This is a genomic window from Rubidibacter lacunae KORDI 51-2 (assembly GCF_000473895.1).
In the GTDB taxonomy this organism is placed as follows: domain Bacteria; phylum Cyanobacteriota; class Cyanobacteriia; order Cyanobacteriales; family Rubidibacteraceae; genus Rubidibacter; species Rubidibacter lacunae.
Genome location: NZ_ASSJ01000010.1, coordinates 1 through 15543 on the forward strand (window position 1 = coordinate 1; position 15543 = coordinate 15543).

Genomic DNA, 15543 nt, shown 5'->3' on the forward strand with positions numbered 1-15543 from the left:
GCCTCTGTGATGCTCTCCGCCTGGAAACAGCAGGACGACTTGCATTTCCTGTTCGCGAGCTGAACTTCGATCGCGCCGGCATGTATGGCGATTAAGAGGCAAGGTTCAAACGGATCTGGAGCGATCGCCCGGAACGATTCTTCAATGTCAGCATTTAAACTGCTGCGGCCTTGCCGGTGCTAAACAGTTACTTGGCGCAATGGTAGCGGGGTTGATCGAAGATACGGTTCTGCTCATTTGTGCAGAGAATATCCATACGCGTTTAGCAGAAAGGCAATTGGAGTTCTTCAGAACACAGCAGGGAATGGCTTCTGTCGCTTGCAAGGGTCTGCAACTCGATCCCGTCACGGGCTAAATCTCTTACCTCATAGCAATCATGACAATGTTTGCAGATGCTCTGGCAGCTACTAATACCCCGGACATGTTTCGCATCGCACTCTTGGTGGGTAACCTCTTCGAGCTTGGGTACTAAGGTACTGTTTGCCTCGACAATAAAGTCGTCGATCCCATCGACGTTGACGTCTCCCTCACCACTGACACTAATGCTCAAGCTGTCGTCGGAGTCACTACCGTTGTGAACGAAGTCCTCACATCTTGCAGTAATTGATGGTGAAGTCGATCAGAAGTAAGGCGACTCCAGCCGGCAATTGAGTGAAAGGGTTATGGGTCAGTTCAAATCTCCAGGTCAAAGCCCAGGGCTTCCGGTCAGCCTCCGAATCGATACGAGAACATTTCCACCCTCCTCAGCACAAACCGAGCTCAGCAGAAGATCGGGAGGTGATGAGCCAACGATGGGAAAGTTGGGGGGTTTGACAGGACTGAACGCAGCGGCGTAGCCAACGGCCCGAGGCATCCTTCCGAAAAACAGTGTCGAATTTCTGAAGCACACCGTTAAGTTGACAATGGCCGATAGTCTAGTTGCGGCGCGCTCGCATCTGACTATGGTTAGGCGCGATCGAAAACAGCACCGAGCTAGGATCTGATAGTTTTGTTGTTGCTCCATCTGGGTGACGACTTTCTCTCCTGTCGGATGGCATTCAAGCAAGCGGTCTCGATTGGCGTGGGGCGCTGTGCGAGCAGTGGTTGGCAAAGCAGTTGCTAGAGCGCGCAGAAGCAAGCGACAAATATAGGGAGGGCAGACGATGCGGTTATGGGCGTGGCTCTTGGCAGGGATATTTTTGGCAGTGGGGTTGAGCGGCCTGCCTGCCAGCGCGCAAGTACCGGTGCTACCTTCGTTCGAATTCTCTTATTCAGAAACGACTGCGCCCGGTTTAGGTGCATTCGGCTCGGTTTGCATTCGCCTAGATGGGCAGTGCTTGTTTGAAATAGCGCCAGGGCACTCGGATTTCGGCGCGCGCGTGCGCGAGATCCAGCCCCGCATGAACCGCATTGCGCGTGCCTACTTTCGTTCCAAGGAACCTTCGCTGATTGTTCGCCAAGAGCCGGCCGGTGCGATCGTGGATCTATACGTGCAGGTTGGTGACGGCCCCGATGTTCGACTGATGAGTGTTACCAGCGAGGACGCTCGCTTAACAGCCTCGGCAATTCCCTCACGGGCCGAGGAGATAGCCGAGCGGATCCGCCAAGGCTTGATGGAAGCTCGTGCCGAACGACGTCCGGAAATACTCCGACGGCAGGCTTACATCGCTGGGGGCGTCCTGGGAACAACGTTAATCGCTAGCTTGCTCCTCAGGCGGCCCCTGCTGCGCTCGAAGCGCTCGAAAAAAGCTTTGGAAGCCGAGCGGGGGTTCCCCAGCCAGCCGATTTCGCAACAGCTGGATCGCAAGCGGCGCTTCAACGTCGCCGAGGCGGCGCAGCGATCGCTGCAGGTACTGCATTTACTTTTGTGGGTCGGCAGTGCTTGGTACGTCTTAGGCCTATTGCCACACACCCGCCCGCTCCAGGCATGGAGCCTTGAATCGTTACAAATCCCCCTAAGACTGGGGCTCGTAGTGTTAGCAACCTATGCAATTGCGCGTTTGAGCTACGCAGCCATCGACCGGTTGACGTCCGCCTTGCTCGTCAGCGAGCGTTTGTTGACACCGGAGGCCGGTTTGCGGTTGCAGTTGCGTGTTGGCACGCTTTCAGGCGTAGCCAAAGGTGCGGCAACGGTAGCGCTGGCGGTTGCAGCGGCGATCGTGAGCTTGTGGGCAATCGGGGTTAACATTGCTCCCCTGCTGGCCGGTGCGGGGATTATCGGCTTGGCACTATCCCTAGCCTCGCAAAACTTGATCCGCGACGCGCTCAATGGATTCTTCATCTTGCTCGAGGATCAATATGCCGTTGGCGATATCATAAGTGTTGGCGATCGCGTGGGTTTAGTGGAGTCCATAAACTTGCGGATCACGCAGTTTCGCAACTCGGAAGGGGCGCTTATTACGGTACCCAACGGAGAGATCCGCGCGGTTGCAAACTTGTCAAATCACTGGTCGCGGGCAGACCTTAAAATCCCGGTTGCCTACCAAGCTGATATCGACCAGGCGTTGAATGTGGTGCGCGAGGTGACGTTAACCCTCAGTCGCGAAGACCCATGGTCTGACCTCATCCTCGAACCGCCACTGGTGCTGGGTGCAGATGAGTTCGGGCAACTCGGGGTCGTCATTCGGGTCTGGATCAAGACGTTGCCCCTAAAGCAGTGGGAGGTAGCGCGTGAATGCCGCCGTCGCCTCAAAATTGCATTCGACAGTGCCGGCATCCAATTGGCCTTGACCCAGCAGTCTTTTTGGGTAGGCGGCAAGCAACTCAGCAAGCGAGCCAACAGCTCCCTCCCACACGGGAGCGAGTCTCCAATCGATGCTTGGGTCACTCCCGATGAGGGTGAGGATTGAAGCGATCGGCGGTCCCTATCCTACGGCACGATGAATGCCATCAGTCAGTAGCGGCCGGACTCCTTCGATCTGTTCATTTTGACGTCGATCTGTACACTTATAGGTATCTTCCGTAATAAGTACTTTTACATGTCTGCCGACCCCGGACTGCGCGCGCTGACCGGTCGCTTGATTCGTAGCTTGCGTCGCGATCGCCTCGTCCAAGCCACCACCGACGAGTTATTACACCACCTCAGCAGCGATCGCGTCTTGCTTTACTTCTTCTACCGTCAGTGGGAAGGCCAGGTTACTTTCGAATCGCTCAGCGATCCGCAATACTCCATTCTGGGCTCCACCGGCCCCGATGATTGTTTTGGCGATCGGTATGCCGAAGATTACCTTGCCGGCCGCGTGCGCGCGATCGCCGATGTCGAAACCGAACCGATTGCCGAGTGCCACCGTACCTTTTTACTCGACTTACAGGTGCGTGCAAACCTCGTCGTCCCCGTGTTAACCGAGCGCGGGTTGTGGGGTTTGCTCGTCGCCCATCACTGCTGTGAACCGCGCCTGTGGAGTGCCGAGCACATCGCTGCCATGCAAAGGGGTGCCAAAAACTTGGCAGCAGCTCCGTCGGTTGCACTCAGCTAGGTTTCCTACGAATCGTCGAGATAGCAAGTGCACCTCTGCCTTTCGAGTGCACGCTGTGGGAACGATTTCCAGGGGATTGCTGACAGAGACTTTTGCCGGGAGTTTCTGTTAGAAACTCCAAAAATGAGGAATAATAGTAACGAGCGACATTGCTAAAAAATTTGAGCCAAGTTGACATGTTGCCGCACGACCGGAGCAATGATGAATGTCCGAGCAATCGGACTGACTGGGCGTACCGCACGAGCGATTGCCTAGCGGCAACTGCGGTAGAAGTTTACGTGCGATTGCCTGGTGCTTACGTGCTTCGCAACCTCCAGCACCTCCTGCCAAGTTGGACGGCTCCGACCATTTGGAACGCAATCGTGCTTCAGCAGGCCGAGCTCTCTCTTGTCCAGCCGACCCCTCAAGTCAATGCCGAGAAAGACCGATTGCGCGAGCGCTTCCTCGCCCTCGGACGCTCCCTCTCCGAGGGGTTGCGCGCCCGTCGGTATGGCATTGAGATCGTAGATCCGCGCACGGGCTACCCACACCTCGGCCGGCGCGGCGATCGCCGCCACGATGACGTGACTGCCGTAGCCACTGCCCTTAACTTCGAGGTCGACGGCGATGTTTGCTCCTACCTCGTTCATCCCGAGTGGGGAGCAGCAGTCTACCCCAGCGTGCTGTTTTCTGCTGCTGACAGCACTATTCTCCAGCCATTGTTCCACGCTGCGGCCAGAGCAAGCGGGTGGGTGGAAGCAGATGCGAACGAGCTCGTTCTCTACACTGCTCCTGCGAGCCGGTCGACTTGAACGGACGGCGCTCTTCTTGGGAGGCTGGCGATCGCCCCAGAAATGACCGACAATAGCAGCGCAGTTCTAGTGGCAGCTCTAGGAGCGCAATAGTTCTCATGGTTAAGACGGCTTCGACGATGCTGGACTTGGGCACCCCCGCCCCTAATTTCCACCTGCCGGACACCGTTTCTGGCGACACCATTTCCCTGGAAACATTTGCCGGTAAACCGGCTTTACTAGTCATTTTTATGTGCGCCCACTGCCCGTTTGTCATACACGTGCAAGGCGAGTTGGCGCGCATTGGCAAAGATTATGCTAAACGGAACTTAGGGATTGTTGGAATCAGTGCCAACAACGTCGAAACCCATCCGGATGATGCTCCCGATAAGCTCAAGGCAATGGTTGAACACCTCGGTTTCAACTTCCCGCTGTGCTACGACGCCAGCCAGGTAACTGCCAAAGCCTATACGGCTGCCTGTACGCCCGATTTCTTCTTGTTCGACGGCGATCGAAAGCTTATTTACCGGGGACAGCTGGACGACAGCCGCCCCGGCAATAACGCACCCGTCAATGGCAAAGACCTGCGTGCGGCGATTGATGCCGTCCTGGCAGGTCGGCCGGTTGCAACCCACCAAAAGCCCAGCATCGGCTGCAATATCAAGTGGAAACCCGGCAACGAGCCGTCCTATTTCGGTTAGAAGGGGTAGAAGATCGCCGCTGTCCGGTCGGGGAACCACCTGCTTCTCGCTAGTACCCGAACCAGCTCGCTTGCTCCCAAGCGACCTCTAATCTTATAAGGGTGGCACTTAAGAGAGGTAATTGAAGAGCCATTCTAGACGTGCCTCTTCAATTGCTAGTGTGGCGCGAGCGCTAAGGTCTGGGACTATTGACGTTGAAATGTCGGACCTTGCGCGTCTCTTAAGCTGTATGGCAATCAACGAGTTGCTTCGGGAGATTACAATTTGAAACGACTGTGCATTCGGACTTCATTTTTGAAATTGTCCGAAGGATTCCTTCCTCTGCAAGACGTTGCTTTCCATGCTTTCCATCTGCCCGGTTGCTAGGGAAACGCCACGGTGAAACTTTACCGCTCGACGGATCAACCCTTGTGAGGGGCTGAAGATAAAGGCCAATATAAAGAAGCAAAATGCAACTAGCACTACAGTCGATCCTGAAGGCGCATCGAGGTAGTAGCTCAGATACATGCCAAGAATGCTTGAAAGAGCGCCAATAAAAGAGCCCACCCACATCATTTGGTGCAGTTCTTTCACGAGTAAATACGCCGTGACTGCTGGTGCCACTAACAGCGCCACCACCAGCAGTGCCCCCACTGTGGGCAGACAAACCACGATCGTGACGGTCATGGCCACAATCAGCGCGGCGTTGTACCACTTTACGGGCAAGCCGCTCGCCTGCGCACCGATCGGATCGAAGGTGTAGAAAAGCAGTTCCTTGTAAAACAGCCGAACCAAAACAATCACAAGAATTGTAATGGCGAGCGTGCCCCAAACTTCTATGGCTTTAACCCCCAAAATATTACCAAAAAGCACATGCACTAAATCGATGCGGTTGGCACCGGGCAAAATACTCACCAAGGTCAAGCCAATCGCCACAAAGGAGGATAAAATCAATGCCATCGCGGCATCGGTTTTCACGCGCGATCGCGACTCGATAAAATACAGCATTAGGGCACTAGTGACGCCCGCGACGAGCGCGCCAAAAGAAAGCGCCAAGCCTGCCACATAAGCAATGGGCAACCCTGCCATTACTGAGTGAGAAACGGTATGGGCAAGCATCCCCATCTGTCGAACGATCGCATAGCTGCCCACGACTGCGCAAAGAACACCTAAAAAGATACCGAGTAACAAAGCTCGCTGCATAAAAGCCAAAGATAAGGGTTCGAGCAACCAATCCAACATTTATTTCCCAACCGCTAAAGCAATAAAGCTCTAAACAAAGACTCGCGTTAAACCCCGCCCGTAAGCACGTTCGAGGTTGTCAGCAGTAACGACTTCCTGAGGTGACCCCTGCGCGATCAACCGCTTGTTGAGCAGTAATAGACGGTCGTAGAAGGCTAGGGACTCGCCCAAATCGTGATCTATTACCAGCAGGGTTTTACTAGCCTTGCGTAATTCTTGAAAAACATCAAAAATAATGTCTTCCGTTTTGCGATCTACGGAGGTAAAGGGCTCGTCGAAGATGTATAGTTCAGCTTCTTTAGCCAAGGCTCGCGCCAAAAAGACCCGCTGCTGCTGCCCGCCTGAGAGCTCGCCAATCGGGCGATCTTTGAGGTCGTAAATCTCGACCCGCGCGAGGGCCGCTTCAGCCAGCTCGCGCGCCTGAGGGCTGAAGCCTCGAAAGAGCCTTGCTTGGACTGTTTGGGCCATCATCACGGTATTCCAAACCGTAACGGGATAATCCCAGTCAATTTTGGAGCGCTGCGGGACGTAGGAGATCTTGAGAAGCTGTCGCCGCAGAGGCAAGCCCTGGAAGCGAATGACACCCCGGGTCACGGGAACCAAGTTGAGAATCGCCTCAACCAAAGTGCTCTTACCCGCCCCATTCGGACCAAGGATCCCGACAAGCTGCCCCTCTGGAATCTGGAAGCTAACATCGTGCAGTGCACGAACGCCACGATAGTTAACCGATAAATTCTGGATCTCTAGCATGGGCAATGGCGAAAGTGAAGCTGGACGGAGGCGTGGAGACCCCATGCGCTAGGGACCGAACCCATCCGAATTTGCAAGCACGTCTTACACGAGAGTTTATCAAAAGCTTGACATTGACGTAAGGTTGGCTAATCTAATGCTTACGCGGGGTACCACGGTCAACAAAATGGCAAGCTATTCAAAAAATATCAATATTACCGGAAGACCTATGCCATCGCACATTCTTGCGCAAAGCCTATCCAAAAGAACAAAAAATGGTGCGCGGCTGGGGGTGCTCCGCAAAGAGTACTAACAACTTTTTTGAGGATTGGGCAATCGTGTTCGAACTGTTCTCTCGCAAACACGCCGTCGCCCGCGCGGCGATTGCGACCGCTGCTGCCGTGGGATTTTCTAGTTGCGGTGGGTTGGAGCCGCCCGAAACGACTTCCGAGCAAACTGCTGCAACCGAAGCATCTGAAAAGCTGAAAATCGTTGCCTCCTATAGCGTTATTTGCAACCTTGCCGAGGAGATTGCCGCCGAGTTCGCCGAGGTCAAGTGCTTGATCGCCCCCGATCGCGACCCTCATACTTACGAGGCCACGCCCTCGGACCGCAAAGCGATCGATGAAGCTGAAGTCGTGTTTTACGCTGGTCTGAATTTCGAGCCCGCGATCGTCAGCATGGCTCAAGCGTCTGACTCGAGCTCGCCCAAGCTTGCCCTGCACGAACTAGCAGTACAGCAGACGATCGAAGTCTCGGAAGATGGCGAGGTCGAGCCCGACCCGCACATCTGGCACGACGTCGAAAATGGCATTGAGATGGCGAACTTGATTCGCGACACGCTGGCGGACGTCGATCCCGACAATGCGGCTCTCTTCCAACAAAACGCCGACGCGCTGATCCGGGAACTGCAGGAGCTAGACAGCTGGATTCCCATTCAGATCGAGACCATTCCCGAGGGCCAGCGCCGCTTGGTTACCACTCACGATGCGATGGGATACTTTGCCCAAGCCTATGGCCTGACAGTGGAAGGAACGCTGTTGGGAGTTTCGACTGAAGAAGAACCCACTGCCGCCGAGGTGAATCGCTTGGCCACGACCATCCGCGAAAAGGGCATCCCAACCATCTTTGCCGAGCTGACCTCTGACGATCGCGTGCTGCAAACCGTTGCCGATGAGGCAGGCGTAACGATTTCCGAAAATGTCTTGCTGGCTGACGGACTCGGGGCAGTCGATACGCCCTTGGGTACCTACACCGGCATGCTCGTTTACAACACCTGCACGATTGTTACGGGACTGGGCGGCGAGTGCGACGATCCGACTCCCTAGCCTGGATTAGGCACGAAGAATTTGACGAAGCCTCAAACTTTGCTCTGACTAGGCTCTAATCTACGTGTATAGAAACGCACTGTCATTGAGCGAAAAAGTCTGCAAGCCTTGCAAGGCAAAAGGTTTAGGGTCTCCGCATAAGAGTTCATGAATAATCCAGGCTAGCGATCGAGAACTGGCTGGACGGTAATTCCCAAAATTAGTTGGCGTAGACGAAAATCCTTGTTTGGGGGTGAGTCGCGTCTCACCCTGTCCTCCCAGGCTGGGGGAAAAGTTGCACCCGCTCGCTCAAGTAAGTAACAGACGCGTTACTCAGGTTCGCTTGCATTGAAACAGTGAATATATCTATGGAGTTCTCCCTTCTGGAACGTGCTACCCTCGGGCATGCAAGCAACATTTCCCATGAATGTCAAGGTTGGAGGGTCGGCGGATGCAGCAAGGCGATCTCATCACCATTAAAGAGCTAACCCAGACCGTCGGAGGTGGTGTGACCCCACGCATGGTGCGGCACTATCACCAGCTCGGTCTGCTCGCCCCGCCCCGGCGATCGCGCGGTAACTACCGCCTTTATGGCGAAGCGGATATCCGACAGCTCGCGCGCATTGTTGCCCTCAAACAGCAGGGCTTCCAGCTCAATCACATCCGCCAACTCCTCAGAGGCACCCCGTCCACGGAGATGGGCGGAACCATTGCCCATCTCCAGCAACAATATTGGGAGCTGACGGACAAACTCGTGCAGCTGCGTCAAACCGCTACGGCCCTCGAAGGCTTACTTGGATGCGACGAACCTTCTCAACCCGTCCGCGATCGCGCCTTGGCCCGTCTACGCGAGCTTGAAGTGCAAGCCGACGAACTCGGCTCGGCCAGGATTTGGGACGAGTTTGATGCGGCGACGGGCGCACACCCTGAAGACTTTCATGCGGCTCTCCAGCAGCTACTCCCCGACCTCCAGGAGCGGCCTGAAATTGAAGTCGATCTTCTCAGGGAACTGGTCCTAGCCTGTGGCGATACGAGTTTGGTGTCCTTCGTGCGACTCAGCCCGGACGCGATCGCCGCTGCCCGCACCGCCCTCAAACAAGGAAATCTCGTCATCGGCGACATTCCCACCGTCGCTGCCGCCTTCGATCGCGCGCGCCTGGCCCACCTCGGCTGTTCGGTGCAAACGCTCCTCGACGATCCCCACATCACCAGCGCAGGGGATGCAGAGCAGCAATTTTGGCAGCAACAAAAGTGGCGCGATCGCTTGGCGAGCTTGCCAGCAGGCTGTGTCCTAGCGATCGGGTATTCCCCTTCGGTCTTGATGGCCGTTTGCGAGGCGATCGCCGCCAACGAGATTGCTCCCGCTTTAGCGATCGGCATGCCGATTGGGTTCGGTCATGCCCCAGCTACCAAGCGCCGCCTTCAGCGCACTGGCATCCCGTTTGTCACGATCTCGGGCACTCAAGGCGGCGGACTGCTGGCGGCGGTGACCCTTAATGCCCTTGCAGCGTCTCTCATCGAGAAGCCTAATTGTCATTGCTACCTAAGGCACCAAAACGGGTCTGTTGCAGCCGAGAAAGCATAAAGATATTAGGCTAGAGCACTTTCCCAAGTGCTGTTGTGACGATCCCAACTCACGAGGGCTGTTGCAGCATTTCTCCCTACGCCGCTGTTGGCAAATTTCACCAACCTGCACCATACGAACTCTGAAGCTAGTTGGTGAGTCTCAAGCTTGCCGACTTAAACTCTGACAGTTTTAGCCGGACAGAGCATGGGTAGTCGGCTCGCTAATTAGTAGCAATGGCAGCAGGTTGCTGAGGCTTTGCCGACCCCTGCGTGCCGAGCTGGATGAGTTCGACCTTGTAGCCGGTGGGATCTTCCACAAAGGCGATGACCGTCGAGCCGTGCTTCATCGGACCGGGCTCCCGAACAACTTTACCGCCCCGACTGGCAATTTCGGCGCAGGTTTTGTAGATGTCATTGACACCCAGTGCAATGTGTCCGTAACCGTCGCCGATATCGTAACGATCGACCCCCCAGTTGTAGGTCAACTCCAAAACCGTATTGTCTGCCTCCGGACCGTACCCGACAAATGCCAGGGTGAACTTGCCACCCGGGTAGTCCTTCTTGCGCAGCAGCTTCATACCCAGGACGTCGCAGTAGAAGCGGAGCGAATCGTCCAAATCGCCGACGCGCACCATCGTGTGCAGCATTCGCATGGGTGTATCCTCTTGACCTCTGCTCTGTCTCGTCCCATTCTGCCATCACCCTTGCGATGTGCAGAGGGACTCTCCGTCAGCTCGCTCCAAGGTTTTATGCCACATCGTCTATGGCGAGTCATCTAGGGCGCTCGCTCGAAAACTACGCGCGCGAGGCGATAGGCTCCGCGATCGCTGATAATCTCGCTGCGATCGGCCGCAGCTTGTAGGTCGGCAATTCGCTTCGGGTGCCCGATCGCTAGCAACTCCAGCGGCAGCGGGTGGTCGCCCCGGCCGATTGCCGCGAGCGCGTGCCGCGGTCGGTGGTAGAACTGCACGGGGCGGCGCGCATAGAATACCAAACTCGGTTTCTCGTGTCCGAGCATCCACAATTCGTCTCCCGGTTGCGCGATTTCCACCAGCAGTGCTGCCAGTTCCCGCAGCGGCTCCTGCCGGGCAGCATCGAGAAATTGATAAGCCGGAAGCATGACTGTCGCGACGAACAGCGCCATTGCCAACACATTTGCCGGCCATAGCCAAAACCAGCGCCGCTGCCAGAGTACCCAGGCGATCGTGCCGGCTGCGAGCACCCAGATCGTGCCTCCTACTACCGGGATAGTCGACTGCAGCAGCAGCGTGCTTAGCTCCGGCGCAGACGGGTCGTATCCCAGTAAGTGCAGCCCCAGCCAAATCCCTACCGCCAGCAGGAGCATTAACACGGCATTAGCTGCGCCGCTAATGAGGAGACCTCGTGCCGGCCGTCCGGCTGGCTGCGTCAGGCGATCGCTTGCCCATAGGGCGACCAAAATCCCTGCTGCTGGCATCAGCGGCAGGATGTAGCTCGGCAGCTTGGTGACTGCAACCGAGAAGAATAGGAAAATGCAGACAAACCAAAACCATGCGAATAGTCCGAGGCGATCGCCGCGCACTTGCTGTTGCCAGAACCGCCGCCGCCAAACCTGCACGTGCGCGATCGCGATCGGAAGAAACGCCGATAGAGGAGCGAATCCCGCCAGCAAGACCGCGAAATAGAAGTACCACGGAGCGGAGTGACCGTTGACTTCACTCGTGAAGCGCTCGAAGTTGTGATAGCCGAAAAACGACTCAACATAAGCACGGCCGTTAGCAAGCGTGACCGCAATGAACCACGGCACCGTCAGGAGCAAAAAAAGACCGCCTCCCACCGGCACGCCCAACTCCGCCGCGATCGCGCGCCAGTCTCCGACGAACAGCGCGAATGTCCCAATTACCGCCGCAGGCAGTACGATTCCGACTGGACCTTTGGTCAAGACCGCTAGTGCCAGCAGCACCCAGCAAGCTGTATACCAACCATTTGCCGGCCGCCACCACGCGCGTCCCCGCCGCTCGGCATCATCGTTTCGTCCGCGACTGCAACTGGCGTAGCCGACGAAAAAGCTCAGCAGCGCGCCACCCATGCAGCTAGACAGCAGCATGTCCGATACGCCCGCCCGCGCCCATATAACCATTAGCAAATTCAACGCGATCGCTGCCGAACCAAATGCGGCCGCCATCCAACGCTGCAAGCGCGTTGCCGCCCCACCACTGCCGAAGCGCTGCAGAACGTAAAAGCCAAATCCGGTCAGCGCGGTTGCACTCAATGCCGAGGGCAGTCGCGTCGTCCATGCATTCGGTCCAAAGGCGCTATAGCCTAATGCCATCAGCCAATATACGAGGGGGGGCTTATCAAAGCGCGTCGCGCCATTGTAGTAAGGCGTGACCCAATCGCCGGTCGCCGCCATCTGACGGGCTGCCTCGGCAAAAAGCGGTTCGGTTTCGTCGACCAGTCCCGTACTGCCCAACTGCCACCAAAATGCCAGCCCGCAGAGTGGGATCGACCACGCGGCTGCGATCGCCCACCCCATCCAGGCTGCGTCTGATTTTTCAATCAACTTCATATGTACCGGGCGTCATACGTACTACCGCGCGTTGCGCTCGGGTTGAACTCGGATAGCGATCGAAGGGCGCGGCTGCTGGCCTATCCAGAACGAACAGCATCCAAACGCGCACCTGGCGAGATGCCAGCTCTAGACTTTACCTTAACCAAGGGGCGACCGAACCTACTCCGCGTAACCATCGTCTTGCTACCGAGGACTGCAACTGCGCCTCCCATTCGGGAGATACTCGATAGATATCATTGCCGATACGATCCCGATACTATGCAAAATACCCGCCTGACATTGCTAACACGCACTGCAGGCGATCGCCTGCAGCAGTTTTTCGTCAATCCCTGGCGGCGGCTGAGCGCGATCGCGATCGGCTCGCTCTCGGGCTTTTTCCTGGGTTCGGCAATTACATTGACGACCGGTCAACGCGGCACAAACGATTTACTGGCGGCTGCCCTGCTACTGTTATTTGTCGAGTTAGTGAACTTCCGCGTCTACCGTCTTCCGCCTGCAAGGGGGGGCAATACACCACCACGCCCGCTCTGGGTCGAAACCCTATCCGCGCTCAAGCTCGGGCTTACCTTCTGCCTCTTCCTCGAAGCCTTCAAGCTCGGATCCTAAACCGTGTTCCCGTTACCTGACCCCGCACGCGACTTGTTGGAAAAGTGGGCATCTGGCCTGCAGCCGACTGCAGCCGACTGCGATAGCTTAATCGCGTTGGAACTAGCCGATCGCGATCGCGCCCGAGCGTTCGGAATCGACGCCAGCAACTGCGGCGATCGTTTGCGAGCCCGCGCTCGCGCTTTCGCTGCCGATCTCAACGCGGTTAAACCCCTCATAGAGCAACTCGGCTTGCCTTTGGAGCGGGTGTTGGATTACTTATGGTGGGTTTGGCTGCCGCTGGTAGAGCGGATTGCCAGCGAGCGCGTTCAATTCGGACGCCCCCTGGTTTGGGGCATTTTGGGGCTGCAGGGTACGGGTAAAACGACACTTGCCATCTTATGTCGAGCGCTTTTAGCGCGCCGGGGTAAGCGCGCACTCGGACTGTCAATTGACGATCTCTACAAAACTTACGCCGAGCGCCAGCAACTCCAGCAAGCCGATCCGCGCTTGGTGTATCGCGGTCCGCCCGGTACTCACGACATCCCCCTCGGCATCGACCTGCTCGATCGCATCCGGGCAGGAGCAAAGCCATTGACCGTAACTCGCTTTGACAAGTCAGCTTGCAATGGTGCTGGCGATCGCGCAACGCCCGAGCGGGTCTTCGAGGCGATCGACATCCTTTTGTTTGAGGGCTGGTTTGTTGGCGTCCCCCCTCTTCCCGAGAACACCTTCACCAACCCCTCGCTGCCACTTCCGATCGTGTCGCCTGCCGATCGTCAATTCGCCCGCGACACCAACGCGCGCCTGCGCGACTACTTACCGCTTTGGCAGCGCCTCGACCGCTTGTTGGTTCTGTACCCGCAGGATTACCGCCTCAGCAAACGCTGGCGGCGCGAAGCCGAAGCACAGCGCATCGCTACCGGTGGTGCGGGCATGAATCCCGATGCGGTCGATCGCTTCGTCGATTATTTCTGGCGGGCACTGCATCCGGAGCTATTTGTTGCTCCGCTGCTGAAAACGCCGAGCATTGCCGATCTTGTCGTCGAGGTTTTGCCAGATCGGTCGCCCGGCCGGGTATATTCCCCCAAGGGGTCATGTGGGTCGCGATCGCGATCGGAGACAGTTTCTACTGGGCTGACAGTGACAGAAGTGTCACCCCCTAGCGATCGCAAGTTCGAGTAGACAAATAGGCTGTGAAGTGTGGTGAGTGTGAGGAGCGATCGAACGAAAGTCTCTAGGGTCGAAACACGGCAAGACGCCTTGAGGCTTTTCTTCGTATCGATGACAAAGGGCGTCCCTGATGGGGCGCCCTTTTCGCATGTTGATTAATCCGCGCCCGGCAATCGCGGGGGATGGGTTGGCTCGACCCTCAAGGCCAAGCCCAGGGCTTCCAGTAAGCCCTCGAACCGATACAAGGACATTTCCACCACCATCAACACAAACCGATCAGGAGAATATAAGGAGGTCATGAGCCAACAATGTGAAGTTGGCGGGATTTAACTAGAATAAGCGCGGCTGCGTAGTCAGGGGGGCGTGCCATGCATCCAAAAATAGTGTCAATTTTCTGAAGCATACCTTTAAGTTGTCAATGCCCAACGGCTACGAATCTGGTTGGGGTCCGCTTGGGTGTTCTTTCGGCACCACTTCCGAATTCATGCGTAAGTGACCTGGATGCCGCAATAGAGCATCATCTCTCGATTTCGCCTTAGCTTAGGGGAAAGGAATCCTAGAGCTAAACGCAGTAGGAGCGGTGGCGATAGCAGAAGATATTACTCAACGGGTAAGGGTCTTAGGAACTGAGACACCAGGCAACCAACCCAGTTTAGTTGTCAATCCAGACTGGCTTACAGGAAAGCACAACGCTGCAATGTCCCGAATCGCTGTTGGGCTAACCCGAGGCGGTCGGCAGTTCCTGGATGAGGACGTAAGGCTGAACGATGAGCGCGTTGAAGCGTCGCGACGGCATCGCATTCCATTCTGTCAGCTGCCCCGATGACGGCTTGTGAATTGCCCCAATTTGAATCCAATGCTGGACAGAGGTTACGTTATCTTCGGCGATCGCGATGCCAACCTCCACCATGTCCAAGCTCGGCGACACCACGACTACTGCATCTCGACGCGAATGAGGCGCGATTGCTTCCCACTCGGTCGGTTCCAGGGTTTCGTTCAACGCTTTCCACAGGTCGCGCATGAATCGCCTCGCGCTTACAACCCACACACCCTATCAACTCGCTGTCAGGGCTGGCAAGCAACGGAAAGCAGCTTCCGAGTCTCCCAGCGGCAGAGCTTCGGTGGGCTTTTTCAGCTTATTACCAAATCCGCCAGAACACTTTCCGAGTCGGATTACAGCAATATTCTGCAGTGAATCTCTATAAATTCGGAAACAGATAATATCTTGCCACGAAACCTTTTCTCAACTAATCGATCGGGAGTGTCAGAAATTTCGTGCCCGAGGTAGCACTAACCTTGACTCGGCGGTGGGTGTTAAAAAAAATCCTGACAATCCCAAAATCCCGACCATCCACAGGGCTTGGCAAAAATGCTGGATCTGGATGAAATCCGGGAATTTATTCGTGTCGGTTGAGTTGGCATTGCGCTCATCCTCGAACCCGATTTTTTCTCTCTTCATTAAGCTGGTTTTGTCCAAAGCCTAGG

Annotated in this window: 13 protein-coding genes; 8 read left to right on the forward strand and 5 right to left on the reverse strand. The window is 56.2% G+C overall.

Annotated elements, in window-relative coordinates; translation table 11 throughout:
* Positions 1 to 1142 precede the first annotated feature (1142 nt).
* The 4 genes from KR51_RS02730 (at position 1143) to KR51_RS02745 (ending at position 4926) form a co-directional block, all read left to right on the forward strand.
* Positions 1143 to 2828, forward strand: a complete 1686-nt coding sequence (locus tag KR51_RS02730) for a mechanosensitive ion channel family protein (RefSeq protein ID WP_022604602.1) — start codon at positions 1143 to 1145, stop codon at positions 2826 to 2828.
* A 129-nt stretch (positions 2829 to 2957) separates the two neighbouring features.
* Positions 2958 to 3455: a GAF domain-containing protein gene (locus KR51_RS02735; protein WP_022604604.1), complete on the forward strand. Its 498-nt coding sequence runs from the start codon at positions 2958 to 2960 to the stop codon at positions 3453 to 3455.
* A 176-nt stretch (positions 3456 to 3631) separates the two neighbouring features.
* Positions 3632 to 4246, forward strand: a complete 615-nt coding sequence (locus KR51_RS02740) for a methylmalonic aciduria and homocystinuria type D protein (protein WP_022604606.1) — start codon at positions 3632 to 3634, stop codon at positions 4244 to 4246.
* Positions 4247 to 4344: 98 nt separating this feature from the next.
* Positions 4345 to 4926 carry a thioredoxin family protein gene (locus KR51_RS02745; RefSeq protein WP_022604609.1) on the forward strand — a complete coding sequence of 194 codons (582 nt, stop codon included), beginning with the start codon at positions 4345 to 4347 and terminating at the stop codon, positions 4924 to 4926.
* 288 nt (positions 4927 to 5214) lie between these two features.
* On the opposite strand, the gene KR51_RS02750 is transcribed toward KR51_RS02745, so the two are convergent.
* Both KR51_RS02750 and KR51_RS02755 read right to left on the reverse strand, forming a co-directional pair.
* Entirely contained in the window at positions 5215 to 6147 is a 933-nt protein-coding gene (locus KR51_RS02750) for a metal ABC transporter permease (RefSeq protein WP_022604611.1), read from the reverse strand.
* Positions 6148 to 6177: 30 nt separating this feature from the next.
* Entirely contained in the window at positions 6178 to 6897 is a 720-nt protein-coding gene (locus KR51_RS02755; RefSeq protein ID WP_022604612.1) for a metal ABC transporter ATP-binding protein, read from the reverse strand.
* A gap of 317 nt (positions 6898 to 7214) precedes the next feature.
* On the opposite strand from KR51_RS02755, the gene KR51_RS02760 reads away from it, so the two are divergent.
* Both KR51_RS02760 and KR51_RS02765 read left to right on the forward strand, forming a co-directional pair.
* Positions 7215 to 8204, forward strand: coding sequence for a metal ABC transporter solute-binding protein, Zn/Mn family (locus KR51_RS02760; protein WP_232214508.1), 990 nt, complete (start codon positions 7215 to 7217; stop codon positions 8202 to 8204).
* A gap of 406 nt (positions 8205 to 8610) precedes the next feature.
* Positions 8611 to 9768 (forward strand): precorrin-8X methylmutase, encoded by a 1158-nt coding sequence (locus KR51_RS02765; protein WP_232214509.1) that lies wholly within the window; start codon positions 8611 to 8613, stop codon positions 9766 to 9768.
* A gap of 202 nt (positions 9769 to 9970) precedes the next feature.
* On the opposite strand, the gene gloA is transcribed toward KR51_RS02765, so the two are convergent.
* Both gloA and KR51_RS02775 read right to left on the reverse strand, forming a co-directional pair.
* Positions 9971 to 10402, reverse strand: a complete 432-nt coding sequence (gene gloA / locus KR51_RS02770; protein ID WP_022604618.1) for a lactoylglutathione lyase — start codon at positions 10400 to 10402, stop codon at positions 9971 to 9973.
* Between the two features lie 122 nt (positions 10403 to 10524).
* On the reverse strand, positions 10525 to 12297 hold the full coding sequence (locus KR51_RS02775) for an ArnT family glycosyltransferase (protein ID WP_022604620.1): 1773 nt from the start codon (positions 12295 to 12297) through the stop codon (positions 10525 to 10527).
* A gap of 261 nt (positions 12298 to 12558) precedes the next feature.
* Between KR51_RS02775 and KR51_RS02780 the strand changes: the two genes are divergently transcribed.
* Both KR51_RS02780 and KR51_RS02785 read left to right on the forward strand, forming a co-directional pair.
* Positions 12559 to 12906, forward strand: a complete 348-nt coding sequence (locus tag KR51_RS02780; protein ID WP_022604622.1) for a DUF565 domain-containing protein — start codon at positions 12559 to 12561, stop codon at positions 12904 to 12906.
* Positions 12907 to 12909: 3 nt separating this feature from the next.
* Positions 12910 to 14070 carry a putative kinase gene (locus KR51_RS02785; RefSeq protein WP_022604624.1) on the forward strand — a complete coding sequence of 387 codons (1161 nt, stop codon included), beginning with the start codon at positions 12910 to 12912 and terminating at the stop codon, positions 14068 to 14070.
* A gap of 706 nt (positions 14071 to 14776) precedes the next feature.
* Here the strand turns inward: KR51_RS02785 and KR51_RS02790 are convergent.
* Positions 14777 to 15079, reverse strand: a complete 303-nt coding sequence (locus KR51_RS02790; protein ID WP_022604628.1) for a DUF2288 domain-containing protein — start codon at positions 15077 to 15079, stop codon at positions 14777 to 14779.
* Between the last annotated feature and the right edge of the window lie 464 nt (positions 15080 to 15543).